General features: G+C 68.4%; 22 protein-coding genes. 5 read left to right on the top strand and 17 right to left on the bottom strand.

The window, feature by feature from the left end; genetic code table 11:
- Positions 1–2: 2 nt before the first annotated feature.
- Positions 3–1,088 (top strand): siderophore-interacting protein, encoded by a 1,086-nt coding sequence (locus IBL26_RS04655; protein WP_187783298.1) that lies wholly within the window; start codon positions 3–5, stop codon positions 1,086–1,088.
- Positions 1,089–1,388: 300 nt separating this feature from the next.
- Here the strand turns inward: IBL26_RS04655 and IBL26_RS04650 are convergent, their stop codons facing one another.
- Entirely contained in the window at positions 1,389–2,771 is a 1,383-nt protein-coding gene (locus tag IBL26_RS04650) for an aminotransferase-like domain-containing protein (protein WP_187783297.1), read from the bottom strand.
- Positions 2,772–2,999: 228 nt separating this feature from the next.
- Here IBL26_RS04650 and IBL26_RS04645 point away from each other — a divergent pair, with 228 nt between their 5' ends.
- The gene (locus IBL26_RS04645) at positions 3,000–4,028 is read left to right on the top strand and encodes an amino acid ABC transporter substrate-binding protein (protein WP_187783296.1); all 1,029 of its coding nucleotides are present in this window, start codon (positions 3,000–3,002) and stop codon (positions 4,026–4,028) included.
- A gap of 262 nt (positions 4,029–4,290) precedes the next feature.
- On the opposite strand, the gene mnhG is transcribed toward IBL26_RS04645, so the two are convergent.
- From mnhG to IBL26_RS04570, 15 genes are all read right to left on the bottom strand, one after another.
- Positions 4,291–4,653, bottom strand: a complete 363-nt coding sequence (gene mnhG / locus IBL26_RS04640) for a monovalent cation/H(+) antiporter subunit G (RefSeq protein WP_187783295.1) — start codon at positions 4,651–4,653, stop codon at positions 4,291–4,293.
- Positions 4,650–4,931, bottom strand: a complete 282-nt coding sequence (locus tag IBL26_RS04635) for a K+/H+ antiporter subunit F (protein WP_187783294.1) — start codon at positions 4,929–4,931, stop codon at positions 4,650–4,652. The genes mnhG and IBL26_RS04635 overlap by 4 nt, the downstream gene beginning before the upstream one ends.
- Positions 4,928–5,413, bottom strand: a complete 486-nt coding sequence (locus IBL26_RS04630) for a Na+/H+ antiporter subunit E (protein ID WP_187783293.1) — start codon at positions 5,411–5,413, stop codon at positions 4,928–4,930. The genes IBL26_RS04635 and IBL26_RS04630 overlap by 4 nt, the downstream gene beginning before the upstream one ends.
- A complete protein-coding gene (locus IBL26_RS04625; RefSeq protein WP_187783292.1) occupies positions 5,410–7,014 on the bottom strand; it encodes a monovalent cation/H+ antiporter subunit D in 1,605 nt (534 codons plus the stop codon). Before IBL26_RS04625 ends, IBL26_RS04630 begins: the two co-directional genes overlap by 4 nt.
- Positions 7,015–7,022: 8 nt before the next feature.
- Complete coding sequence (locus IBL26_RS04620; protein WP_187783291.1) at positions 7,023–7,367, bottom strand: Na+/H+ antiporter subunit C; 345 nt, start codon at positions 7,365–7,367, stop codon at positions 7,023–7,025.
- Positions 7,367–10,243, bottom strand: coding sequence for a monovalent cation/H+ antiporter subunit A (locus tag IBL26_RS04615; RefSeq protein WP_187783290.1), 2,877 nt, complete (start codon positions 10,241–10,243; stop codon positions 7,367–7,369). Before IBL26_RS04615 ends, IBL26_RS04620 begins: the two co-directional genes overlap by 1 nt.
- A gap of 161 nt (positions 10,244–10,404) precedes the next feature.
- Complete coding sequence (locus IBL26_RS04610; RefSeq protein WP_187783289.1) at positions 10,405–10,887, bottom strand: PTS sugar transporter subunit IIA; 483 nt, start codon at positions 10,885–10,887, stop codon at positions 10,405–10,407.
- A gap of 347 nt (positions 10,888–11,234) precedes the next feature.
- Positions 11,235–12,278: an LLM class flavin-dependent oxidoreductase gene (locus IBL26_RS04605; RefSeq protein ID WP_187783288.1), complete on the bottom strand. Its 1,044-nt coding sequence runs from the start codon at positions 12,276–12,278 to the stop codon at positions 11,235–11,237.
- A gap of 71 nt (positions 12,279–12,349) precedes the next feature.
- Complete coding sequence (locus tag IBL26_RS04600) at positions 12,350–13,555, bottom strand: MFS transporter (RefSeq protein WP_187783287.1); 1,206 nt, start codon at positions 13,553–13,555, stop codon at positions 12,350–12,352.
- Between the two features lie 334 nt (positions 13,556–13,889).
- Positions 13,890–14,777 (bottom strand): glucose-1-phosphate thymidylyltransferase RfbA, encoded by an 888-nt coding sequence (rfbA, locus tag IBL26_RS04595; RefSeq protein WP_187783286.1) that lies wholly within the window; start codon positions 14,775–14,777, stop codon positions 13,890–13,892.
- Positions 14,774–15,847, bottom strand: a complete 1,074-nt coding sequence (gene rfbB, locus IBL26_RS04590; RefSeq protein ID WP_187783285.1) for a dTDP-glucose 4,6-dehydratase — start codon at positions 15,845–15,847, stop codon at positions 14,774–14,776. The genes rfbA and rfbB overlap by 4 nt, the downstream gene beginning before the upstream one ends.
- 147 nt (positions 15,848–15,994) lie before the next feature.
- Positions 15,995–17,605, bottom strand: coding sequence for an ABC transporter substrate-binding protein (locus IBL26_RS04585; protein WP_187783284.1), 1,611 nt, complete (start codon positions 17,603–17,605; stop codon positions 15,995–15,997).
- Between the two features lie 202 nt (positions 17,606–17,807).
- Positions 17,808–18,872, bottom strand: a complete 1,065-nt coding sequence (locus IBL26_RS04580; protein ID WP_187783283.1) for an alcohol dehydrogenase — start codon at positions 18,870–18,872, stop codon at positions 17,808–17,810.
- 279 nt (positions 18,873–19,151) lie between these two features.
- Positions 19,152–19,913, bottom strand: a complete 762-nt coding sequence (locus IBL26_RS04575) for a bestrophin-like domain (protein ID WP_187783282.1) — start codon at positions 19,911–19,913, stop codon at positions 19,152–19,154.
- Between the two features lie 118 nt (positions 19,914–20,031).
- Positions 20,032–20,796, bottom strand: coding sequence for a glucose 1-dehydrogenase (locus IBL26_RS04570; protein WP_187783281.1), 765 nt, complete (start codon positions 20,794–20,796; stop codon positions 20,032–20,034).
- A gap of 230 nt (positions 20,797–21,026) precedes the next feature.
- Here IBL26_RS04570 and IBL26_RS04565 point away from each other — a divergent pair, with 230 nt between their 5' ends.
- The gene (locus IBL26_RS04565) at positions 21,027–22,859 is read left to right on the top strand and encodes an SLC13 family permease (protein WP_187783280.1); all 1,833 of its coding nucleotides are present in this window, start codon (positions 21,027–21,029) and stop codon (positions 22,857–22,859) included.
- Positions 22,860–22,903: 44 nt separating this feature from the next.
- Here the strand turns inward: IBL26_RS04565 and IBL26_RS04560 are convergent, their stop codons facing one another.
- On the bottom strand, positions 22,904–23,824 hold the full coding sequence (locus IBL26_RS04560; protein ID WP_194443499.1) for a LysR family transcriptional regulator: 921 nt from the start codon (positions 23,822–23,824) through the stop codon (positions 22,904–22,906).
- Between the two features lie 139 nt (positions 23,825–23,963).
- Here IBL26_RS04560 and IBL26_RS04555 point away from each other — a divergent pair, with 139 nt between their 5' ends.
- Complete coding sequence (locus IBL26_RS04555; protein WP_187783278.1) at positions 23,964–25,037, top strand: tartrate dehydrogenase; 1,074 nt, start codon at positions 23,964–23,966, stop codon at positions 25,035–25,037.
- Between the two features lie 93 nt (positions 25,038–25,130).
- Positions 25,131–26,099, top strand: a complete 969-nt coding sequence (locus tag IBL26_RS04550; protein ID WP_187783277.1) for a tripartite tricarboxylate transporter substrate-binding protein — start codon at positions 25,131–25,133, stop codon at positions 26,097–26,099.
- The last annotated feature ends 180 nt before the right edge of the window (positions 26,100–26,279 follow it).

Here is a 26,279-nt window from a genome sequence, read left to right as displayed (position 1 = left end):
CCTTGAGCACCCTGATCGCCGAAGCCCGCGCCAGCACCGCCGAGCCTGCCCACTTGATCGCCAGGTTCCGCGAGCACATGCTGGAGCACGGGTTGGAGGTAGATGGCCCGGTGGAGGACAGCCGCATCGCCTTCCCAGGCGGCGTTGCCCGGCTGCGGTTGGAACCCGGTGCCATCGCGATGCGGATCGAGGCCATCGACGCCGACCGGCTGGAGGATGCCCAGGTCGTCGTCGCCGGCCATCTAGACAGTTTTGTCCCTGGCGAAAACCTCGGCATCGTCTGGGCCGGCGATGGCGCCGCGACCGCCGATGCCCGCCCGCATAATTTCCGCGTCACCCGCGTGAAGCAGGTGGCGGACGTCACCCCGCGCATGCGCCGCGTGACGCTGGGGGGCGACGACCTCGGCCGCTTCGATGCCGAGATGATGCATGTGAAGCTGCTCATCCCCACGCCTGGCCAGGGCGATGCGGAACCCGTCTGGCCCCGGCTCAGCCCCAGCGGCCAGCCGGTGTTCGACGACTGCAGCCTGACCCGCCGTACCTACACCATCCGCCGCATCGACCTGGCGGCGGGCGAGATGGAGATCGATTTCGTCCTGCATGGCGATGCCAGCCCCGGCTCTCGCTTCGCCGCCCATGCGAAGCCCGGCGATTGGCTGGGCGTCTCCGGCCCCGGCGGCGGCCAGGTGCCGCTGCGTGGCTGGACGCTCATCGCAGGCGACGAGACCGCCCTGCCGGTCATTGCCCGCGCCCTGGAAGCCATGCCTGCCGACGCCCGTGGCCTTGCCTTCATCGAGGTGGCAGACCGGCTGGAGGAACAGCCGCTGCACCACCCGCCCGGCCTGCCGGTGCGCTGGCTGCACCGCGACGGCCGCCCCTACGGCGCCGCCCTCCTCGAAGCCGTCCGCAACGCTCCCTGGCCGGAGGAGCCCGAACTCTCCGCCTGGGCCGCCTGCGAAGCGCAGACGGCCGTCGCCCTGCGCACCCATTGGGGCCAGGAACGTGGCCTGCCCCGCGGCCATTTCCGCGCCGCCGCCTATTGGCGCCAGGGCGTCGAGGAGGGTGCCGGCAAGGGAAGCGCCGAGTAGGGAGGATCGGCATTAGGCGTTGCGGCAAAACGGAGGGTTGGGGAATGAGATCCCCAAGCCCCTTCTTTTTTCTGCGGTTCTGGGCGGCTTTCGCGGATTGCGCTCAGTCCAGGCCGTGAGCGCAAATCATCATGGCTTCTCCAACTGACAGTTCCGTCCGCGTGGCTTTGAAACACCCGATTGCGCCACCCTCTCAGTCCGTCAGCACAAACTCAAACCTGCAGAAGAAAGATGGGGTTCCAGGGGAATTCCTTCCCCTGGCTTTCCTTCTCCAAGCGTCGACAGGCCTCAGACTTGCCGTCACACCACGGTGGAGGACAGCGCCGGCGGCTGCGACAGCAGGTCCGCGATGGCCTGCAACCCGATTGCCAGTTCCCGCCGCGTGCGCGCGGCGCCCAAGCCGATGCGTACTGCTTCGGGTGCCGATGTTACCGCGAAGGCATCGCTGACCACCACGCCGATGCCCATGGTGCGCAGCCTTCCGGCCAGGTCGGCCCGCGTCCAGGCCGGCGGCAGGGCCAGCCACAGATGGAAACTGTCCGGCTGCGACCTTGCGGCGAATTCCGGCAGATACTGCGCGGCCAATGCACGACGCGCGGCGGTCTCCGCGCGGATGGCGCCCAGCACCGTGAGCGCGGTGCCATCGCCAATCCATCGCGTGGCCAGCGCGGCCGTCAGCGGCGACGCCATGGCCGCCGTGGCGCGGATGCCTGCGGCCACGCGCTGCGCCTGGCGGGCATCCGGCGCCGCCAGATAGGCGATCCGCAAGGCTGGGGAGAGCACCTTGGCCAGCCCGCCGATGTAGTAGACCAGCTCCGGCGCCAACGCCGCGAGGGCGGGCGGCGCCGCACGGGGCAACAAGCCGTAAGCGTCATCCTCGATGATCGGCGCCCCATGGCGCCGGGCAATCGCGACGATCTGCTGCCGCCGGGCCAGCGACATCGTCGCGGTGGTCGGGTTTTGCAACACCGGCGTGCAATACAGCGCCTTCGGCGATACCGCTTGGCAGGCGGCATCGAGGGCATCGGGCACGATCCCTTCGGCGTCCATCGCAACGCCAGCCACGCGCAACCGCAACTGCGCCGCCAGGCTGCGGAAGCCCGGATAGGTCAGCGCCTCGGCCAGGATGGTCTCCCCCGGCGCCGCCAGCAGGCCGAGCGTGGCGGCCAGCGCCCCCTGCGCGCCCGGGCACACCACCACCCGCTCCGCCACCAAGCCAGGGACGCGCCCGGCCAGCCATTGGACGCCCGCTTCCCGGTCGGCCAGCGCGCCGCCCGGCTCCTGGTAGCGCAATAGCAGGTCCAGCCCGCCGGATTCCTCCAGCAGCCCAGCGGACTGCGCCAGGCGCCGTTCCAATGCGGCATCCTCGAAGCGCGGCGGCAGGTTCATGCTGAGGTCGACGCCGCCGGGCGTGGCGGTCGCCAGCGGCGGGCGGACGAAGGTGCCCTGCCCCACCCGGCTGCGCACCAGCCCGCGCCGCGCGGCCTCGGCATAGGCACGGCTGACGGTGGTAAAGTCGATGCCCAGCAGGTCCGCCAGCACCCGCTGCGGTGGCAGCCGCGCGCCTGCCGCCAACCTGCCAGCGGCGATGTCGGCGTCGATCCGGTCGGCGATGGCCAGGTAGAGCGGCCCCTGCCCCCGCTCGATCGCCGGGGTCCAGCCCGGTGCCGTGCCGTCGCTCATTGCTCGCTTCCCGGCCGTGACATTGCTGCGCCCATACCTCCGCCATCCGGCACCGTGGCGCAAGCAGCGGCATGGCTGGCGACCCGATCTTGGGCAAAGGCGCCCCGAATGCCCGGGCTTTGCGCGGCTGCCGGTGCGGCGGCACGCATCGGCGCGGCCAAGCGGCTTGACTTGCGTCGTTCCGGCTTCGCACCCTGGGCGGTAGAAAAAATCCGGGAAGGCGAATTCATGCTGAAGCGTGCAATGCTGGCGACCGTGGCCGCCATGGCCACCCTCTTGACCCTGGCGGCGCCAGCCCGCGCCGGTGCAACGCTGGACGCCATACGGGCGCGCGGGCAGCTCGTCTGCGGCATCCATACCGGCATCGCCGGCTTCGCCATCCCCGATGCGCGCGGCGTCTGGCAGGGCCTGGATGCCGATCTCTGCCGCGGCCTGGCCGTCGCCTTGTTCAACGACGCCAGCAAGGTGCGTTTCCAGTCGCTGAGTTCGTCCACCCGCTTCACCGCCCTCAGCTCGGGCGAGATCGACGTGCTGTTCCGCACCAGCACCCACACCATGATGCGCGACGTCACGCTCGGCCTGCGCGCCATCACGCCGTACTTCTATGACGGGCACGGCTTCATGGTCCGCGCCAATGCAAGCATCACCAAGGCGTCGGAGATGGGCGGCGCCACCATCTGCCTCGTCTCCGGCACCACCAACGAGCTGGTGACGGCGGATTACTTCCGCACGCACAACATGACCTTCACCCCCATCCTGTTCGAGCGCACCGACCAGGCCTTCGCCGCGCTGCAGTCCGGCCGTTGCGATGCCTTCGGCACCGATGCCTCGCAGCTCGCCGCCGGCCGCTCCTCCCTGCAGGCGCCCGCCGATTGGACCATCCTGTCCGAGCGCTTCTCCAAGGAACCCTACGGCCCCTATGTGCGCCGTGGCGACGACGAGTGGTTCGACCTGGTGCGCTGGTACGTCAACGCGCTGATGGAAGCCGAGGAGCGCGGCGTCACCGCCGCCAATGCCGACCAGATGCGCCGGGAGAGCACCAACCCGGACACGCGCCGCCTGCTGGGCGTCTCGCCAGAACTGGGCCAGGCGCTGAAGGTGGACCCGGCCTGGGTGGTGAATGTGGTCAAGGCCGTCGGCAACTACGCCGAGATCTATGACCGCCATATGGGCCCCAACACCCCGATTGGCCTGGCGCGCGGCCCGAACGAGCTGTGGACGCGGGGAGGCCTGCACTACCCACTGCCGATGCGCTGAGAGGACAGTCAGGTTGGGGGAAGGAATTCCCCCAAACCCCCATCTTCCTTTCGCGGTGTTTGGAGTGCGGCTTCGGATGAGGCTTGGACGAGTGGACCAGCCGATGGGCACCATGCCGCGTCTATAAGCGGGGATTGCGTAAGTAACGCAGCCAAATCTCTGTCGCGTAGCTCACGCCCCGTAGCGTCAACCCGTCTCAGTCGTACTCCAAGCTCGCAAACAAAAGATGGGGGTCCGGGGGAATTCCTTCCCCCGGCCGTCCTTACTCCGCAGCCTCGCGCTGCTCCACCGGATGGGTCGGGTCCTTCCCCTCCAACCGGTCACGGTGCAGCGCGGCGCGGCCCAGCAGCATCAGCGTCACCGGCGTGGTGACGACGACAAAGATGCCAATCAGCACCTCATGCATCACCAACCGGCTCTGCATCACGGTGAAAAAGATCACCGAGGCCAGCAGCACGCAGAAGATGCCGTAGGAAGTGCCGATGGTCGGCGCATGCAGGCGCTCGTAGAAGCTCTTCAGCCGCAGCAGGCCGATGGAACCGGTCAGCGCCAGCCCGGAGCCGAGCAGCAGCAGCAGCGCCACGGGAATGGCCGCCCAGAGCGGCAGGTCGGCGGCGTGGTTCATTCGATCACCTCGCCCCGCATCAGGAACTTGGCGAGCGCCGCCGTGCTGACAAAGCCCAGCAGGGCAATGACCAGCGCCGCCTCGAAATACAGCGTGGTGCCGGACCGGATGCCGAAGGTCAGCAGCATCAGCATGCCGTTGACGTAGAGCGTATCGAGACCCAGTACCCGGTCCTGCGCCCGCGGCCCCTTCAGCACGCGGTAGGTGGCGCAGAGCATGGCAGCGCCCAGCATCAATTGCGCGGCGAGGAGCGACCAGGTCAGCAGCGCGACGGTCATTGGAAGATCTCCATCAGCGGTTGCTCGTAGCGCTGCTTGATGATGCTGATCCAGCTGTCCTCGTCGATCAGGTCCAGCACATGCAGCAGCAGCCAGCCTGTTTCCGTGTCGTATTCCACCCAGGCGGTGCCCGGCGTCGCGGTCAGGATGCAGGCCAGCGCCGCCAGCGCGTTCTCGTCCCGCAGCGCCAGTTGCACGCGCAGGAAGCCCTGCCGCCGGTCCTTGCGCGGCCGCAGGATGACCTGCGCGACCGCGAGGTTGGAACGGGCGATATCCACGATGACATGCAAGGCCAGCCGCAGGATCACACCCGGCCGGCGGATGCGGCTGCGGGTCGGGCGCAGGGACGTCATCACCCAGCCGGCCGCCACGGCCAGCACCAGCCCGACCAGCGCCGGTCCCGGGGCGACGGTCTCGTTCAGCAACATCCACATGGCGAACAGCGCGATCGACATGAGGGGGTGGGGAAACAGCCGCCTCATGGGTTCTGCCCGATCACGTTGCGGATGTAGTCGCGGGGCGCGTGCAGCGCCTCGGCCGCTGCGTGGGTGTAGCGCAGCATCGGCCCGGCCCCGATTGTCATGCCGACGCAGAGCGACAGCAACAGCAGCACCGGCGCGATCTCGATGACGCCGACGCGGGGGACGGAACGGCTGGAGGTGGCCCAGAGGCTGCGGATACCGGCGCGGGTCATCGCCAGCACCGTGGCGAGGCCGGAGAGCACCAGCGCCACCAGCAGCGCCCACCCGCCCGGGGAGACGGAGGCGACGCGGCCGCCCAGACCCTCGGGGTTCAGGATGCCGCTCAGCATGGCGAACTTGGCGACGAAGCCGGACAGCGGCGGCAACCCGGCCAGCAGCAGCGCGCAGCACAGGAAGCTGAGGCCCAGCACCGCCATGGTGGCCGGGATGGCGACGCCGATCTCATCGGTTTCGTCATCGTCGTCGTCATCGCCGTCGCCGAAGGCTTCCAGGGTCACCGCCAGCACGTCGGCGCCGACATCACGGCCGCGCTCCAGCAACTCGATCAACAGGAACAGCGCGCCGATCGAGAGCGCGGAGGTCGCCAGGTAGAACAGCGCCCCGCTGGTCACCGCCACCTGCTCCGCCCCCACGGCCGCCAGCAGCGTGCCGGAGGAGATCAGCACGCTCGCCCCGGCCAGCCGGGACAGATCCTGCGTCGCCAGCACGCTGACGGCGCCGAAGCCGATGGTCAGAATGCCGCCGGCCAGGATCCAGGTGCCACCGAAGCCGACGGAATCCCCCGCATCGTTGCTGAACAGCAGCAGGGAGAGCCGCAGAATGGCGTAGACGCCGACCTTGCTCATCATGGAGAAGATGGCGGCCGCCGGTGGGCTGACGGCGGAGTAGGTGCGCGGCAGCCAGAAGCCCAGCGGCCACATGCCCGCCTTGACCAGGAAGGCCAGGCCGAGGATGCCGGCCCCTGCCTCCAGCAACGGTCGGTTCTCCAGCGGGATCTCCGGGATGCGGGCGGCGAGGTCGGCCATGTTCAGCGTGCCGGCCACGCCGTAGATCATGCTGACGCCAATCAGGAACAGCAGCGACGCCGCCAGGTTGATGGCGATGTAGTGCAGCCCCGCCTTGACCCGCGCGACGCCCGAGCCGTGGAGCGCCAGGCCGTAGGAGGCCGCCAGCAGCACCTCGAAGAACACGAACAGGTTGAACAGGTCGCCGGTCAGGAAGGCGCCGTTCAGCCCCATCAGCTGGAACTGGAACAACGCGTGGAAATGCGCGCCCATGCGCTGCCAGCGTGCCAGCGAGAACACCAGGGACGAAAGCCCCAGCACCGCCGTCAACACCAGCATCAGCGCTGAGAGCCGGTCCACCACCAGAACGATGCCGAAGATCGCCGGCCAGTTGCCCAGGCGATAGACGCTGACCAGCCCCTCCCCGCCGCCGCCCAGATGCGCCTGCCAGGCCAGGGTGATGGCGATGGCCAACAGCAGGACGGTGGAAGTGATGCCGAGCGCCGCGCGCCAATGGCCCTTCTGGTCCTCCAGCGGGATCATGATCGCGCCCACCAGCAATGGCAGGATGATGGAGGCGATGCCCAGATGTTGCATCCAGCCGTTCACGAGCCGCGCCCCTTGCCGTCCACATGGTCACCGCCGGTCAGGCCGCGCGCGGCGAGCATGACGACGAGGAACAGCGCCGTGGTGGCGAAGCCGATGACGATAGCGGTCAGCACCAAGGCCTGCGGCAGCGGGTCGGCGAACACGGCCGGGTCGCCGGAAGTGCCGGGCGCCAGCACCGGCGGGGCCCCCACCGGAAAGCGCCCCATGCTGAAGATGAACAGGTTCACCGCGTAGGAGAGCAGCGAGAGGCCGATGATCAGCTGGAAGGTGCGCGGCCGCATCAGCAGCCACACGCCGGAACCCCCCAGGACGCCGATGGCCAGGGCGAGAATCAGTTCCATCAGTCATATCCCCCCTTGGCGGCACTGGGTGGCGGCGTTGGCGCCGCCCGCTGGCTGCGCACCGACTGGTGCGCGATGGCAATCAGGATCAGCACCGTCGCCCCGAAGACCAGCCCGAACACGCCGAGGTCGAACAGCAGCGCGCTGGCCACCGGCAGCTTCCCCAGCCAGCCGAGATCGGCATAGGCGAAGTAGGAGGTCAGGAACGGCTTGCCGACCACAATGGCGCCGACGCCCGTACCCGCCGCCAGCAGTAGCCCGGTGCCCATCCAGCGCAGCGGGTGCACGCGCAGATGGTCCTCCACCCAGCGCGTGCCGCCGGCCATGTATTGCAGCAGGATGGCGATGGAGGCCATCAGCCCCGCCGCGAAGCCACCGCCCGGCAGGTCATGTCCGCGCAGCAACAGATACAGCGCGACGACGCCGATGACCGGGAACATCAGCCGCATGATCACCGCGGGGATCTGCAGCCAGTCCTGGCCCTTGCCATGCTGCTGGTCCGGCACGCCAATGCTCTCCGGTGCCGGGCGGAAGCGGCGCAACAGCGCGAACACCGTCAGCGCCACGATGCCGACGACGACGATCTCACCCAGTGTGTCGAAGCCGCGGAAATCGACCAGAATCACGTTCACCACGTTGGTGCCGCCGCCCTCGGTATAGGCGCGCTCCAGGAAGTGGCGGGCAATGCCCTCGGGCGAGACGCGGGTCATGGTGGCGTAGGACAGCGCCGTCAGCCCCGCGCCGGCCAGGATGGCGATGGCAAGGTCGCGGTAGCGGCGCAGCCGGGCCGGAATGGTGCTGGCGCCTGCCTGCTCGATCCGCTTCGGCAACCAGCGCAGACCGAGCAGCAGCAGCACGGTCGTCACCACCTCCACCAGCAGCTGGGTCAACGCCAGGTCGGGTGCGGAGAACCAGATGAAGGTCATGCAGGTGATCAGTCCGGCGCCGCCCAGCAGGATCAGCGCCGCCAGCCGGTGGTACTTGGCCTGGTAGGCCGCGCCGATGGCGCAGGCCGAACCGACCAGCCACATCACCGCCACCACCGGGTCAACCCCCGTCATCGTCACGCTACCCGGCTCCAGCTCATAGGGCAGCAGGGCCAGGATGGCGGCAGCAAAGGCGACGCAGACCATCAGCCGCAGCTGCATCTGCAGCCCGCTGGTGCCCAGCAGCCGCTCCAGCGTCCGCGCCAGCCGCCAGGAGAGGAAGACCATCACCCGGTCAAAGATGCGGCGGCCATCCAGGCCGCGCAGCAGCGGGGTGCCGTCCACCCCAGCCGTCAGGTGCCGTTGCAGCAGCAGGTACAGCACCACGCCGCCGGCCAGCGCGATCAGGCTCATCACCAGCGGCAGGTTGACGCCGTGCCAGACCGCCAGGCTGTATTCCGGTGTCGCATCGCCCAGCACGGAGCGCACGGCGACGTCCAGGAATGGCCCGATGGTGGCCGCCGGCAGCACGCCGACGATCATGCAGCCGAAGACCAGCACTTCCACCGGCAGGCGCATCCATTGCGGCGGCTCATGCGGCGTGCGCGGCAGGTCCCTGGCTTCCGGGCCGAAGAAGGCACCGTGGATGAAGCGCAGCGAGTAGGTGACGGCGAACACGCCCGCGATCGTGGCGCCCAGGGGCAGCAGGCTGTGCATCAGGGTCGGCGAGGTGGAGGCGGTCAGCGCCTCGGTGAAGAACATCTCCTTGGAGATGAAGCCGTTCAGCAGCGGCACGCCGGCCATGGCGGCGGCGGCCACCATCGCCAGCCGGGCGGTGAAGGGCATCGAGGTATTGAGGCCGGAGAGCCTTCGGATATCCCGCGTGCCGGTCTCATGGTCGATGATGCCGGTCGCCATGAACAGGGACGCCTTGAAGGTGGCGTGGTTCATGGTGTGAAAGATGGCGGCCACCATCGCCAGCGGGCTGTTCAGGCTCAGCAGCAGTGTGATCAGGCCGAGATGGCTGATGGTCGAATAGGCCAGCAAGCCCTTCAGGTCATGCTGGAAGATCGCGACGTAAGCCCCTACGAGCAAAGTAATCATGCCCGAGGTGGCGAGGATCCAGAACCAGGCATCGGTGCCGGCCATGACCGGCCACAGCCGTGCCATCAGGAAGATGCCCGCCTTCACCAGCGTGGCGGAGTGAAGGTAGGCCGAGACCGGGGTCGGCGCCGCCATCGCATGCGGCAGCCAGAAGTGGAACGGGAACTGCGCGCTCTTGGTCAGGGCGCCGAGCAGGATCAGGATCAGCGTCGGCAGATACAGCGGGTGGTCGCGGATAATGTCGCCCGCCGCCAGCACCTGGTCCAGGTCGTAGCTGCCGGCGATATGGCCTAGCAGCAGCACACCGGCGAACAGCGCCAGGCCGCCGCTGGCGGTGACTGTCAGCGCCATGCGGGCGCCATCCCTGGCTGCCGAGGAATGCTGCCAGTAGCCGATCAGCAGGAAGGAGAAGAGGCTCGTCAGCTCCCAGAAGAACACCATCTGGATCAGGTTGCCGGACAGCACCAGCCCCATCATCGAGCCCATGAAGGCCAGCAGGAAGGCGAAGAAGCGCGGGATGGGGTCTTCTGGCGACATGTAGTAGCGGGCGTAGAGCACCACCAGGAAGCCGATGCCCGTGACCATCGCGGCGAAGACCGAGGCGAGGCCATCCATCCGCAGCACCAGGTTCAGCCCGAGCTCCGGCGCCCAAGGCACCTCGAAGCGCGGCACGCCGCCGGCGGCGACTTCCGCGTAACCGACCCAGACCATGACGAGGGAGAGCAGCGCGACGCCGCCCGCCAGCCAGGCTTCGAGGTTACGGGCATTGGCGGGGAGCAGCGCGGCGACGAGGGCGCCTAGATACGGCAAGCCGATTGCGGCCGAGAGGTAAAGGGCGTCAGGCATCGGGCGCCGGGCTCTCCTTGTCGCTTAGTGCATGTTCGCCGGCGGTGGCGTCACCGGGCGGCGTCCGTCATGCGATCAGACCGAGACGGGGAGCACGGCCGCAACCGCGGCAGGGCCATGCTCCAGCAAACTGCGCCCCGCTGCCGGGCGCGGGTGGGTGGCTAGTCCTCCTCCGGCCGCGCGTCGGGGGCGGTGTGGTCGGCCGCCCGCAACATGGCCAGCGCCTCGTCGGCCGAGCGCGCCTGGCGCAGCTGGCGGGGCAACTGGTTGTCCCGCAGCACCCGGCAGATATTGGAGAGGGCAGGCAGGAAGCCCTCGGACGCGTCTTCCGGCCACAGCACGGTGAAGACCAGGTCCACCGGCTCGCCATCCCGGGCATCGAACTCGATGGCGCGGGTCAGGCGGGCCAGGATGGCGACGGGCTTGTCCATGCCCGCCATGCGGGTATGCGGCATGGCCACGCCGCGCCCAAGCGCGGTGGAGCCCAACCTCTCCCGCGCCTGCAATGCGTCCAACACCTCATCCTTGCTGCGTCCCATCCTCGCGGCCGCCGCGGCCGAGACGAGCTCCAGCAACTCGGTCTTGTTGGCGGGCGTCAGGCTGAGGATGCCTTCTGCGGCGGGGAACAGGTCGGCAATCGGCATGTACGTCTCCAAGAGCCACCGGCCCAAACGGGCATGGCACTGACCAGGCAGAAGAGTGGCCACAGGCCCGGAGACCGCGCCACCCCCCCCCTGAACAACGAGGTCGGCCAAGAAGCCGCCCCCGGCACAGATTAAATTTCCGTTAGAGCATAACGACGTTGAGCCAAAACCGCAAGTACAGATTTGGAATGATGCTGGCTTTTTAGATCGATAAGACGCAGTGCCGAGTACATGGTATGAATATCTCTAAAATAGTCACGACAAGCCAAATTATTTCACGCGAACGAGGGAGAATTTCATCGGATCAAGTATGAAGACCCGGATTTTCCTGGCCTTCTACTCACCGTTTATTCCTGGCCTTCAGCCAGCAGCGCCCGCACCCGCGGGATCACCTCGCGCCCATATAGTTCGATGCTGCGCATCATCGTCGCATGCGGCAGGGTGCCGGCGCTGTACTTCATGTCGAAGCGCGACAGATCCAGCAGCCGTGCCGTCGCGGCGATTTTCCGGGCCACCGTCTCCGGCGCGCCCAGGTAGAGCGAGCCGGTCGCGATCTCCCGCTCGAAATCCGCCTCGGTGGCCGGCGGCCAGCCGCGCTCGGCGCCGATGCGGTCCCGGCCGCGCTTGTAGTGCGGCCACAACTCCTCCCGCGCCTGCGCATCGGTCGGCGCCACATGGCCATGGGAATGCACGCCCACCGGCTGCTCCGCCTTGCCGAACTGCGCCAGCGCCTTGTGGTACAGGTCGACGAAGGGGCGGAACCGCGCCGGCTCCCCGCCAATGATCGCCAGCATCAGCGGCAGGCCGTAATGCGCGGCGCGGATGACGGATTTCGGGCTGCCGCCCACTCCTACCCAGGTCTTCAGCGGTGCATGCTCCACTGGCGGGAACACCTCCTGCCCGGTCAGCGGCGCGCGGGTCCCGCCCTGCCAGGTCACCTTCCCCTGACCCAGCAGCGCCGCGAACAGGTCCAGCTTCTCCTCGAACAGCGCCTCATAATCTTCCAGCGCGTAGCCGAACAGCGGGAAGGATTCCGTAAAGGAGCCGCGCCCGAGGATGACTTCCGCCCGGCCGCTGGAGGCCGCATCGAGCGTGGAGAAGCGTTGGAACACCCGCACCGGGTCGTCCGAACTCAATACCGTCACGGCCGAACCCAGCCGGATGCGGCTGGTGCGCCCGGCGATGGCCGCCAAAAGCACTTCGGGCGCCGAGACGGCGAAATCGTCGCGGTGGTGTTCGCCGAGGCCGATGAAGTCGATGCCCACCTGGTCCGCCAGCACCGCTTCCTCGACCACGTTGCGCAGCACCTGGGCGTGCGGCAACAACTGCCCGTCCGCACCGGCGGTCACGTCGCCAAAACTATCCAGCCCCATTTCCAGATGTCGTGCCATGCGCTCTCCTGCGCCCGGCGGCTTGAGCCGGGCCGCGGCACACATGGCGCGGCGGACCCGGTTCGTCGAGTTCAGGCAGGGCTGCGCCGCAGGAACAGCATGGTTGCCAGCCCGAACCCCGCCAGCTGCGCCGCCACGGCCAGGAAGGCCACCGCATAGCTGCCCGACCAGCCCACCAGCAGCGCGAAGGCCAGCGGGCCCAGGATGGAGCCCATGAAGCCGAACAGGCTGGCGGCGGAGGTCACGTCACTGACCAGTTCCAACGGCGCCACCCGCGCCAGCTCGGCGATGTGCACGCCGTTCCAGCCGATGGCGACGAAGCCGACCAGCGCGGCGCTGCCATACAGCGCCCAAGGGCCAAGCCCGCTGGTGCCCATGAGCAGGCACACTGCCAGGGCGGATGCGACGGCCTGGACGGCCAGGTGCCGCATGGCGCCGCCAATGCGGTCTGCTGCCCAGCCCATGCTGATGCGGCCGACCATGCTGGCGGTGTGCATGGCCGCAACCACCCTGCCCGCCTCCGCCAGCGACGCGCCATGCTGCGTCACCACATAGGTCGCGGTGAAAGCCATCAGGCAGGCCTGCATGACGGAGAAGGACGCCCCCAGCGCCGCCAGCAACGGTAGCGACGGATGCGCCCGCAAGGTGCCGACCGAGCGCACCATGGTGGACCACGAGAGCAGGGAGCGGTGCCAGCCGGGGTGGCGGCCATGCCCCTGCCCATCCAGCCGGCGCCGGAATGGCCAAACCACCAGGATCGTCACCAGCGTCACGCCAATGACAGCCCATAATGCGACCGAGAGACCCTGTGCCAGCACCAGGGGCGCGATGACCAGCCCGGCCAGCGCCCCGCCCAGCGGCACGCCCGCCTGTTTGATGGAGAAGATCAGGGTGCGATGCCGTGGCGGCGCGGCGCGAATGAGGATCTGGCTGCCCGCCGGCGTGTTCGGCCCCGCGCCGAAGCCAATAGCGAGCGCGCCCAGCAGGCTGAGCAGCCCCAGCGGCTGCGACAGCGTCAGCAGCCCCAGGGCGGTGATGACCAATCCCAGTTGCAAGGTTCGGACGGGCCCGAAATGCAGCAGCATCGGCCCGCCGCACGCCAGGAACCAGCAGATGCCCAAGGCAGACAGGGCCGAGACATAGCCGATGCTTTCCGGCGGCAGGCCCAGCCGCGCCATCAGCAGCGGCCCCAGCAGCGGTATCGCCATGTTGGAGAACGAACTGACAGTCTGAACGATCAACGTCGCGGCCAAAGCACTGGCCCACAGCGGCAGCATTCTTCTCTCATCCCACAGCGCGGGGTCTTGGTGCCCCGGGCGGTCATCAGTGTGACGGATCGGGACATGGGTGCCAAGGCGAGCGGGCCTGGGAAAAGGCCGGGGAAGGAACTCCCCGGACCCTTCATTTCTTCTGCGAGTCCAGGATCTGCCGCAGGGCGGGGGGTGGTGCGCCGTGATGAAGTTCACAGGCTTTGGAAGCGGAGTTTGGCCCCTACGGACCCGCTTTTCGACATGCGGTTACGCCCAGCGGCGAATGGCCACAACCAAAACGCGCAGGAAAAGAAGGGGCCGGGAGAATTCCTTCCCCGGCTTTCTTCCCGCATCAGCAAACCTAGCGCGGCAGCCCCGCCTCATGATCCCGCACCATCGAGAGCAGGTATCGGCCATAGGATGTCTTGCCGAACAGTTCCCCGCGCACGCGCAGCTGGTCGACATCAATAAAGCCGTTGATGAAGGCGATTTCCTCCAGGCAGGCGATCGGCAGGCCCTGGCGCTGCTGGATGGTGCGCACGAACTCCCCCGCGTCCAGCAGCGATTCATGCGTGCCGGTATCCAGCCACGCATAACCACGGCCAAGCTGCTCGACATGCAGCTCGCCCTTCTCCAGGTAGCGCAGGTTGACGTCGGTGATCTCCAGCTCCCCGCGCGCTGAGGGCGTCACCTGCTCGGCGATGTCGAGGACCTGGTTGTCGTAGAAATACAGGCCGGTGACGGACCAGTTGGACCGCGGTTCCTTCGGCTTCTCGACAATCGAGATGGCGCGGCCGCCGGCGTCGAATTCCACCACGCCGTAGCGTTCCGGGTCATCGACGCGGTAAGCGAACACCGTGGCGCCGGTTGTCCGTTCCGCCGCCGTGCGCATCAGCTGCGGCAGGCTGTCGCCGTAGAAGATGTTATCGCCCAGCACCAGGGCCACGGAATCACCGCCGACGAAATCGCGCCCGATGATGAAGGCCTGCGCCAATCCCTCCGGCTTCGGCTGCGCGGCGTAGCTGAACTCGATGCCATAGGCGCTGCCGTCACCCAGCAGCCGCTTGTACATGTCGAGGAATTCGGGCGAGGTGATGATCAGGATCTCGCGGATGCCGGCCAGCATCAGCACCGAGATGGGGTAGTACACCATCGGCTTGTCGTAGACCGGCAGCAATTGCTTGTTCACTGCCAGGGTGGCCGGATGCAACCGGGTGCCGGACCCACCGGCGAGGACGATACCCTTCACGGCGTCTTCTCCTGCGCGGGCAGCAGGCCCAGCCGCTCACCGCCATAGACGCGGTTGCGCAGCGGCTGCCACCACCACGCATTGTCCAGGTACCAGGCAATGGTCTTCTCCAAGCCCGTGGCGAAGCTCTCCGCCGGCTGCCAGCCCAACTCGGCCTGCAGCTTGGAGGCATCGATGGCGTAGCGCTGGTCGTGCCCGGGCCGGTCAGCGACGAAATGGATCAGCCGCCGGCGCGGGCCGGCCGGATCGGGCCGCAGGCGGTCCAGGCTGTCGCAGATATCCTGCACCACCTCGATGTTCCGTCGCTCTGCTCTGCCGCCGACATTGTAGGTCTGGCCCGGCCGGCCGCCACGCAGCACGGTCAGCAGCGCGGTGACGTGGTCCTCCACGAACAGCCAGTCGCGGATATTCTCGCCCTGGCCGTAGACCGGGAGGTTCTTGCCCTCCAGCGCGTTGAGGATGACCAGCGGGATCAGCTTCTCGGGGAAGTGGTACGGGCCGTAATTGTTGGAGCAATTGGTCACCAGCGTCGGCAGGCCATAGGTCTCGTGCCACGCCGCCACCAGATGGTCAGAGCCCGCCTTGCTGGCGGAATAGGGCGAACGGGGCGCGTAGGGCGTCGTCTCGGTGAAATAACCCTCCGGGCCCAGCGAGCCGAAGACCTCGTCCGTCGAGATATGCAGGAAGCGGAAATCCTGTCGCGCCGCAGAGGCCAGCCCGGTCCAGTAGGCCCGTGCCGCCTCCAGCAGCGCGAAGGTGCCGACGACGTTCGTATGGATGAACGGCGCGGCCCCGGCAATGGAGCGGTCCACGTGGCTCTCGGCCGCCAGGTGCATCACCGCATCCGGGCGGAACTCCGCCATCACCTGCCGCATTGGCCCGGCCTCGGCGATGTCGGCCTGTAGGAAGGCGAAGCCGGGCCGGCCCTCGCAGTCCCGGAGGCTGCGCCGCTCCCCGGCATAGGTCAGCTTGTCCACCACCAGTACGGCCTCGGCGCGCTCTTGCAGCACCAATCGGCGTACCAAGGCGGATCCAATGAAGCCGGCACCGCCGGTGACGAGGATCCGCATCGCCATTCTCCCAGGAACCAGCACGGACTTAGAAGCAGCCAGCGCCCACCGCAAGCGGCAGGTCGGGGCGCGCCGATGAATGCGGCCCGAACGGTGCCGGGACGGCGCGCCCAGGACTGACCCGCCCCGGCGCGCCGCCCTTCGGCCCTACCGGGCGACCGGATGGGCGAACTGCGCCTGGGTGTACCAATTCGGGCTCGGCTCATAGGTCAGCCGGTCGCTGCGGCCGGCCCAGTTCACCCGCAGGTAGAACACCGGGATGATGCCCTTGTCCTGCACCAGCTGCTGCATCGCCTGGGTGGTCAGCTCCTGCCGCCGGCCGGGGTCCATGGTGCGCAGGGCCTCGCTCAACGGCGCATCCAGCGCAGGGTTGGAATAGTGCTGCCGGTTGAAGGGGCCCGAACCGGTGGCCGGGTCCCGCGTCGCCGCCACCTGCCGCAGCGTGTTGGAGGCGAGGTTGGAGGTGTAAGTGGTCATGAACAGCGCGAAATCGCGGTTGGTGGCGCGGGTGAAGAAGTTGGCCGGCGGCAGGATCTCCACCTGAGTGTCCACGCCGATGCGGTTGAAGCCCTGGGCCAGGGCCTGCAGCACCTCGCCGTCGCTGGCAAAAAAGCCGTTCGGGCCATGGATGGTCATGCGGAACCCGTTGGGGTAGCCGGCCTCGGCCAGCAGCTTGCGGGCGGCGGCGATGTCATAGGCCAGCGGCGGCATGCCTGGCGCACGGTCGGCCACCGCGGGCGGCGCGAACTGGTCCGCCGGCGTCCCCTGCCCCACCAGCAGCCGCTCGACGATGCCAGCGCGGTTGACCGAGAGGGAGAGCGCCTCCCGCACCCGGCGGTCACGCAGCGGGTTGGTGGGAAGCGGCTTGCCTTGCTTGTCGGTTATGTAGGGCACCTGGTCACGCCCCGCATCGGGGAACAGATAGGCGGTGCCGTAGCTGTCGGTGCCGAAGATGCGGACATTCGGCTCGCCCTGCAGGCGCGTCACGTCATGCACCGGCACGCCGTCGATCAGATCGACCTCGCCGGAGAGCAGGGCGGCGGTGCGGGCGCCGGCATTGCTGACATAGCGCGTTTCCACCCGCGACCATTCCGGCTTCTCGCCCCAGTATTCCGGGTTGGCGGTGATGCTGAGCCGCTCATTCAGGATAAAGCCGACATAGCGGTAGGGGCCGGTGCCGATGGCCAGTTTGCCGTTGTTGAACAGCGCGGTCGTGGCCTCCGCGTGGATCTTGCGGGAGAGGATCATCACCCGCGTCAGGTCGTAATCCAGGTAAGGGTTGGGCTGGTGCGTGTGCACGCGGACGGTGGTGGGATCGACGATCTCCACCTCCCGGATGCTGCGGGCATAGGGCGTGAACGGGCCGGGGCTGTTCGGCACATTGGCCAGGCGGTTCAGCGTGAAGGCGATGTCCTCGGCCTCGAACGGCGTACCGTCGTGGAAGCGAGCGCCGCTCCGCAGCTTGATCTCCCACGTCGTATCGCCGACGACCTTCCACGATTCCGCCAGGGCGGGGGAAAGGCTGCCGTCATTGGCCTCCCGGATCAGCGGTTCGAAGATCTGGAACAACGCCATGTTGTTGTTGTTCGTCGAGTGGTAATGCGGGTCCAGCGCGCTGGGCGAGGTCATCGCAGCGATGGTCAGGGTGGGCTGCGCCTGGGCGGCACCGGCCGCCGCCAGGCCACAGATCGCCACGGCGCAGCCACGCCGCAGGAAGGACGCGAAGCTCTCGCGGCGCGGTATCAATCCCATAGCCATCATCCATATCCTTGTCTGAGTCTTGCGCCGCGTGGAAACCTCCCCGGCCGAACCGGACGGGGAGCAGCAATGATCGGGCCTGTGCGCACCGAAGGCGGTGCGCGCCCGCGCTAGAGCGTGATGGCTTGAGGTGGAATCACCGAGAAGCCCGAGTCACACGATCGAACAAACAATGGAGCGTGGTGCGTGGACGCATCGGGCTCTAGGCCACCGCGTCCGCGCGCAACACCAGGCGGCCGATCACCTGGCCATCCTTCAGGCGCTGCAACGCCTCGTTGGCGCTGGATTGCGGCATGACGGTAATCGGCAGGCTGGCCAGCTTGTTGGCTTGCGCCAGCGCCACCAGCTCGCGCAGATCCTTGGGCGACCCGACATAGCTGCCGCGCAGCGCCAGCTCGCGCATCGCCATCAGCGGCAGGTCGATAGTCAACTCGCCGCCGAACAGGCCGACCTGCACGGCGGTGCCGCCTTTGCCCAGCGCGTCATAGACGAAGCGCGCGGTGCTGGACGCATTCACCAGGTCGATCACCGCTTCCAGTGGCCCACCGGCGGCCGCCACCAGACGCTGCGTCACATCCGGCGCGGAGGCATCGACGACGTCGCTGGCGCCGGCGGTGCGTGCAGCCTCCAGCTTCCGCGCATCGGTATCGACGGCGATGATCGCCTCATGCCCCAACGCCCGCAGCACCGTGATCGCGGACAATCCCAGCCCGCCGGCGCCGACCACGACGATCGGCGTCGTCGGCGGCAACGGCATCAGCTTGCGGATGGCCGAGTAGACGGTGATGCCGGAACACGCATAGGTCGCGGCCAGGGCCGGGTCCAGGTTGCCGGGATCGACCAGATGGCGCGGATGCGGCACCAGCACATGGCTGCCGAAGCCGCCATCCTGCCGAATGCCCAGCGGCCGTACGTCCAGGCACATATTGTCGCGTTCATCCAGGCAGCGATTGCAATGTCCGCAACCGACCCAGGGATAGACGATGCGTTTGTCTCCGACGGCGACACCCTCGGCATCGGGCCCCATGCCGACGACGCGGCCGAAGATCTCGTGGCCCAGCGCCAATGGCAGCTTCACGCCGCGGTCGCGCGAATGCAGGCGCTTGCCGCCCGCCAGCTGGTAGTAGCCATCCCAGGCATGGAGGTCGGAATGGCAGACGCCGCAATGGGAGACTTCCACCAGAACCTCGGTGCCCTGCGGCACCGGCGTCGGCTTCTCGATCTGCTCCAGCGGTTGGCCGTAATCGACCATGGCCCATGCGTGCATTCTTGCTTCCTCCCGGATTTTTCTCAGGGATGCGCGCCCCGATGCCGGCGGCCAGCCGGGCAACCGCGGCGCCATCAAGGCCGATCCTGCCAGATGGTGCTCGAGGTCGCCTATCCCCAAACGCGTGGCTGTCGGCGCCTGCCTGCCACCTGGCCACGTCAGCCCGCGATGGCCATTCCCCACCCCTTCGTAGCAACCGGTCCCGCCGTCGCCTCGGGTTCGAGTATGGAGAGATTGTTAGACATGTCAAACCGCCGCGAGCAGCTGCCGCAGCCCGCGCTAGCGTTCCATCTGGCCCAGCGCATTCAACATCGAGCGCTCCGAGATCGACATCACCCCGTCGAACGGATTGTCCATCTCCAGGATCAGGAACACCGCGCCGCCGATGATGAACGCGCAGATCAGCAGGCTGGCCACGACCGTGCCGTTGCGCGGCGCGTTGAGCCCCAGGCTGATGAAGATCGCCACGGTCCAGGACACCAGCACGGCCAGGATGAATGGCCGCACGCTGGGCCCCGCCTGCTCGATCAACAACCACCGTTGCCGCAGCAGCGATGTCGCGATCTGCATCGCCTCTTCCTGCGCCCAGCGTTGTTCGGTGGTGGTGGCCGTCAGGCCGCGAATGGCCTCGGCCGTCTGCTCCAGCATCACGCTGGCGGAGGCATCGTCCAGCCCGGCGGAACTGGCGTCGCTGGCAGGCCAAAGATCCTGGATGGTCCTGGCTGTGGATTGGCGCAGCAATTCCCTCGGCGCCGCCGCGTCCGGGCCGCCATGCCGCAGGGCCCGGTCCAGCAGGCTGAGATCGGCCGCATAGGCGCGCAGCTCGCGGTCCGCCGTGTCGTAGGTCGTCTTGGCCGTGGCGATCAGCAGGCCGAATACCAGCGACGCCAGCACCGAGATGGTGCTGCTGCCCAGGCGGATGACGTCCTGCGTCTCCTTCGTCAGGTGATGCCGTGGCAACAATCGGTGCAGGTTGAGCCCCAGCACCCCGCCCGCGAAGACGCAGGCGGTCACCAGCAGCCCAACCAGCAGGGCGCCCATCTAGGCCCCTGCCGTGGCGGCAACGCCCAAGCCCCTTGTCATCGCCCGCCCTTCCACGCCTGGATGCCTGTCACGCAGCGTCGCGGATAATCGTTACGGAGTCAAAATTCAGGGTCCGTCAGACCACCGCCGTCATGCCGCCATCGACGAAGACGACCTGCCCGTTGACGAAAGACGACGCGTCCGAGGCCAGGAACACGGCCGCACCGCCCAGTTCCTCCACCCGGCCCCAGCGACCAGCCGGGGTGCGGTTGCACAGCCAGGCGGAGAACTCGGGGTTCTCGACCAGCGCACGGTTCATCTCCGTCTCGAAGTAGCCGGGCGCCAGGCCGTTGACCTGCAGGCCGTGCCGCGCCCAGTCGGCGCACATACCGCGCGTCAGCATCCGCACCGCGCCCTTGCTGGCGGCGTAGGGTGCGATGCCGGGCCGCCCCAGCTCGCTCTGCACCGAGCAGATATTGACGATCTTGCCGCGCCCGCGCGGGATCATGTGCCGCGCGACGGACTTGGCCACGTAGAACACCGCATCGAGGTTGGTCCGCATCAACTCGTCCCAGGTGTCCTCGGGGAAATCCTGCAGCGGCGCGCGGCGCTGGATGCCGGCGTTGTTGATGAGGATATCGATGTCCCCCTGTGCCGTGACGGCGGCGATACCGGCGCGGACCGCCTCCGGGTCCGTCACGTCGAAGGCGGCGATCTCGGCGCTGTAGCCGCCCGTGCGCAGCAGGGATGCGGCGCGTTCCAGCTTGCCGGCGTCCCGCCCGTTCAGCACCACGGCCGCACCGGCCTCCGCCAGGGCGCGGGCGAGCGCCAGCCCGATGCCCTGGCCGGCGCCGGTGATCAATGCCCGGCGGCCGGACAGGTTGAACGGGTTGGAGGCCATGGCGCGTTCCCCGGAATTCTTGTTATGAACAGCCATGAGATAAGCCCCGCGACGCGGCGCAGACAATGGCCGTAACCGGCACGGCGATTCCTTGCCGGGCCGTGGTATGAACATCGGGTCGGCCTGCCGGCAGCCCGTGACGCGCCATCCCGCGCGGTGCCGGTCATCGGCGCCGCGCATCGAGCAGAGGTTCCCATGGCGCCCTTCGCCCCCTCACCCTGGCGCCCCGTGTGAATACCGACCTCGCCATCGTGCTGGGCCTGCTGGGTCTGGCGATCGCGATGTTCGTGCTGAACCGGCCCCGCTCCGACGGCGTCGGCATGCTGGTGCTGCTGGCATTGCCGTTGACCGGCATCCTGACGGTGCCGGAGGCCCTGGCCGGGTTCAGCGACCCCAGCGTCATCATGATCGCCGCGCTGTTCGTGCTGGGGGAAGGCCTGGTCCGCACCGGCATCGCCCGCCGACTGGGCGATGGGCTTGTGGCCCGGGCGGGCGGCAGCAGCGCCCGGCTGCTGGTGATGCTGATGCTTATTGTCGCGGCGCTGGGTTCGGTGATGAGTTCCACCGGCGTCGTCGCCATTTTCATCCCGGTGGTGCTGCGCATCTGCGCCCGCCTGCGCATCGCCCCAGGCCAGTTGATGATGCCGCTCTGCTTCGCCGCGCTGATCAGCGGCATGCTGACCCTGGTGGCGACCGCGCCCAACCTCGTCGTGCACAGCGAGTTGCAGCGGGAAGGGCTGGCGGGCTTCGGTTTCTTCAGCTTCACGCCCTTCGGGCTGCCGGTGCTGCTGCTCGGCATTCTGTACATGCTGCTGGTCCGCCACTGGCTGGCCGCGCCGATGGCCGAGGACCCGGCCGGCACGGGCCACCCGACCTTCCAGGAACTGGTGGAGGATTACGGGCTGGACGGGCGCACGCACCGCCTGCGCCTGGCCGCCGGCTCGCCGCTGGCTGGCCGCAGCCTGAAGGCGCTGCGGTTGCGCGCCCGGCACGGGCTGAACGTGATGGCCGTGGAACGCAGCCTGCGCTTCGGGGCCGATCTGCTCGACCCCTCGGACGATCTCGTGCTGCAGCCAGGGGACCGCCTGCTGGTCGATCTGCAGGCGGGGGAAACGGCGCTGCAGGCGCTCTGCGCCCCGATTGGGCTGACGCCGATGCCGCTGGCGGGGCTGGACCCGGCCAGCCGCCCCAGGGCCGTGGGGCTGGTGGAGGTGCTGGTCACCCCTGGCTCCGGCCTTCGCGGCAAGTCGGTGCTGGAAGCCGGCTTGCGGTCCCGCCGCGGCCTGACCGTCATCGGCCTGCGCCGCGGCCTGCACCGGTTCGACCGAGACTTCCTGCAGGAACGGCTGCAAGCCGGTGATAGCCTGCTGCTGGTCGGCCCTTGGAAGGAACTGCGCCGGTCCCAGCAAGGCAGGCCCGACTTCCTGCTGCTGAACCAGCCGGCCGACCTGGAGGAACCGCCGCCGGCCGCGGACCGGGCACCGCAGGCCCTGCTCAGCCTGGCCGTGGTGGTGCTGCTGATGGTGACCGGCCTGGTCCCGCATGTGCAGGCCGCGCTGATCGGCTGCCTCCTGATGGTGGCGCTGGGCTGCATCGATCTGGACGGCGCCTACCGCTCGATCCACTGGCAGAGCATCGTGCTGATCGTCGGCATGCTGCCCTTCGCCGTTGCCCTGCAGCGCACCGGCGGCGTCGCCCTGGCGGCGGAAGCGCTGGTGCGGCTGGCTGGCGGCGCCGGCCCGGCGGTGCTGCTGGCCAGCCTGTTCACCGCGACGGCAGTGATCGGCCTGTTCATCTCCAACACCGCCACGGCCGTGCTGATGGCGCCGATCGCCATTGCCACGGCGCGGGAGTTGGGCATGTCGCCCTACCCTTTCGCCATGATCGTCGCCCTGGCTGCCTCCTCGGCCTTCATGACGCCGATTTCCTCCCCGGTGAACACGCTGGTGCTGGGCCCGGGGCGCTACCGGTTCGGCGACTTCGTGCGGGTCGGCGTGCCCTTCACGGTGCTGGTGATGCTCGTCAGCGTCGTGCTGGTGTCCTGGCTGCTGCCCCTGCGCTGACCGCGCCGGCGGCGAGGCCGGTGCGGCACGTTTCCCCATTTGGCTCACATCACCGCGTCAGCCCCGGCGCGCCAGGGATGGCGGAGGATCTCCAGGAACTGGTCCCGCGCCGCGCTCGGCCGGTTCTCCATCCACGCCGCGCCCAGGGACCATTCCGGCAGCCGGGTGCCATCCGGCAGGTCCAAGGGGCGGTACACGGCGCCGGGCACGCGCATCCGCGCCGCCCATTCCGGCAACAGTGCCAAGCCGATCCCGGCGGCCACCAGGCCGATCATGGTCTGCTTCTCCTCGGCTTCCTGCGCGACCAGCGGCGCCTCGCCCAGCAGGGCGAACAGGCGCGTCACCACGCCGTGGCTGTGCGGGCGGGTGGCGCGGGGCGGCAGCACCAGCGGCAGGCCGGCAAGATCAGCCAGCCGCAGCCGGCGGTGCCGCGCCAGCGGATGGCCGCTGGGTAGGGCCACCACGGGCTTCTCCTGCAACAGCCACTCGAAGCGCAGCCCCTCCTGCGGCTGCGGCGGTCGGATGAAGCCCAGTTCCAGCTTGCCGGCGAGCAGCAGCGGCAGGATCTGCACCGACCGTGCTTCCACCAGCCGCGTCACCACCGACGGCTGAAGGCGGCGGAAGGCATAGAGCAGATCCGGCAACAGGCCCGCCGCCGCGCTATCGATGGCGCCGATCCGCAATGCGTTATCCGCCACGGGCGCCAGGGCGCGCACTTTTTGTACGGCAGCGGCCGCACGCTCCAGGATGCCGCGCGCCTCCGGCAGCAATGCCAGCCCGGCAGAGGTAGCGGCAACCTGCCTTGTGGTGCGCTCAAACAACGGCGCGCCCAGTTCCTCCTCCAGTAGCCGCACCTGCCGGCCGAGCGCCGTCGGCAGCATATTCAGCCGGTGCGCTGCCCGGCCAAAGTTCAGCTCCTCGGCCACGGCCAGGAAACAGCGCAACTGCTTCAGTTCCAAAAGCACCTCCCGCCGCCGTGCCGGCGCTCCGTGCACCCTGCGCTGCGGCCGGGATTGAAGCAATATTTTGCATAATCTTTTGGATGCACCCCCGACGCCCCAACCGATCTAGGCTGGCCCGCAACGAGAAACGGAGGAGTTCGCCATGCGCGAATACAGCATCGCAGCCATTCCGGCCGACGGCATCGGGCCCGAAGTCATTGCCGCCGGCCTGCAGGCGCTTTCGGTGCTGGAACGCCGCATGGGCAGCTTCAAGCTGCATGTCGAGGAATTCCCCTGGGGCTCCGACTATTACCGGAAGACCGGCGCCATGATGCCGGAGGACGGGCTGGAACGGCTGAAGGCGTTCGACGCTATCTATTTCGGCGCCGTCGGCGCGCCGGACGTGCCGGACCACATCACCCTCTGGGGCCTGCGCCTGCCGATCTGCCAGGGGTTCGACCAGTACGCCAATGTGCGGCCGACCAAGATCCTGCCTGGCGTGACCTCGCCCCTGGCCGGCGTCGGCCCCGGGGATCTGGACTGGGTGATTGTACGGGAGAATTCCGAGGGCGAGTATTCCGGCCATGGCGGCCGCGCCCATAAGGGCCTGCCAGAGGAAGTGGCCACCGAGGTCAGCATCTTCACCCGCGTCGGCGTCACCCGCATCATGCGCTACGCCTTCCGCTTGGCCCAGGCGCGGCCGCGCAAGTTCCTCACCGTCGTCACCAAATCCAACGCCCAGCGCTTCGGCATGGTGATGTGGGACGAGATCGCGGCCGAGGTCGCGAAGGAATTCCCCGACGTCACCTGGGACAAAATGCTGGTGGACGCGATGACGATGCGGATGGTGCTGAAGCCGCAGAGTCTGGACACCATCGTCGCCACCAACCTGCACGCCGATATTCTGTCGGACCTCGCCGCCGCGCTGGCCGGCAGCCTGGGCGTGGCGCCGACCGGCAACGTGGACCCCGAACGGCGCTTCCCCTCGATGTTCGAGCCGATCCACGGCTCGGCCTTCGACATCGCCGGCAAGGGCATTGCCAACCCCGTTGCCACCTTCTGGACCGGGGCGCAGATGCTGGAACATCTGGGCGAGCCCGAGGCCGCCGCGCGGCTGATGGCGGCAGTGGAGCGCGTCACCGCCTCCGGCCTGCTGACGCCCGATCTCGGCGGCAAGGCGACCACGAAGGAGGTGACGGAGGCGGTCTGCGACGCCATCCACAGCGCCAACCTGTAGCCGCGCGGCACAGGCGGGCGACCGCGAGGCTTTCGACCAGTCATGCTCACGGCGACGGCGGAGAAACCGCCGCGCATCCAGGGAGGAAAGACCATGATCCATCGCCGCAGCCTGCTGGCCGCCGGGGCCGCCTTGCTCACCGCCCCGGCACTGGCCCAGGATTTCCCCAGCCGCCCCATCACCATCACCGTGCCCTTCACGGCGGGTGGCCCCACCGACGTCATTAGCCGCCTGGTGGCGGAAGGCATGGCCAAGCAGCTCGGCGTCGCCGTGGTGGTCGAGAATGTCACCGGCGCCGGCGGCACCATCGCCGCCGCACGGGTGGCGCAGGCGCGGCCGGATGGCACGACGTTGCTGATGCACCATATCGGCCACGCCACCACCGCCACCCTCTACCGCAGCCTGCCCTATGATGTGGAGCGCAGCTTCGCGCCGCTCGGCCTCGTCTCCGACGCGGCGATGACGCTGGTGGCACGGCCCGACTTCCCGGCCACCGACCTCGCCGGCTTCATGGCCGAGCTCCGCCGCCAGGGTGACAAGTTGACCCTGGCCCATTCTGGCCTTGGCGGCGCCAACCAACTCTGCGGCATGCTGCTGCAGCGCGCGGTGGGCAAGAACCTGACCACGGTGGTATTCCGTGGCAGCGCCCCCGCCATCACCGACATGATGGCAGGACGCATCGATGTGTTCTGCGACCAGGCCACCAACACCGCGCCCTTCATACGCGACGGCCGCGTCAAGGCCTACGCGGCCACGCTGCCGGACCGCGTCCGCGGCCTGGAACTGCCCACCACCACCGAGGCCGGGGTGCCCGAGCTGGTGATGAGCACCTGGCACGGCCTCTATGCCCCCGCCAACACGCCGGTGGAGATCCAGGAACGCCTCTCCGCCTCCATCCGCGCCGCACTGAAGGAGGAACGTCTGCTGGCCCGCTTTGGCGAACTGGTCACCCAGCCCGCCGCCGAGGACCGCGTCACCCCCGCCTATCACCGCCGCTTCCTGGCGGAGGAGGTCGCACGCTGGCGGCCAATCATCCAGGAGGCGGGCCAGTACGCGGACTGATTGGGGAGCGCAGGAAAGGTTGGGGGAGTGAATTCCCCCAAACCCCCTCCTTCCTTTTGCGGTGTTTTGGCTTGCTGATCGGGGCACCGGTAGCCCTGCTGTAGGTCTTCGACTGCGCTGCGCGCGAAGACCGTAATGCGTGGCACATCGGTGTTCTGCTCGATCGCTTGCCGCGACCAA

The organism is Teichococcus aerophilus, assembly GCF_014490485.1.
GTDB lineage: Bacteria > Pseudomonadota > Alphaproteobacteria > Acetobacterales > Acetobacteraceae > Pseudoroseomonas > Pseudoroseomonas aerophila.
The sequence above is the reverse complement of the archived record's forward strand: the minus strand, read 5'-3'. Positions and strand labels throughout refer to the sequence as shown.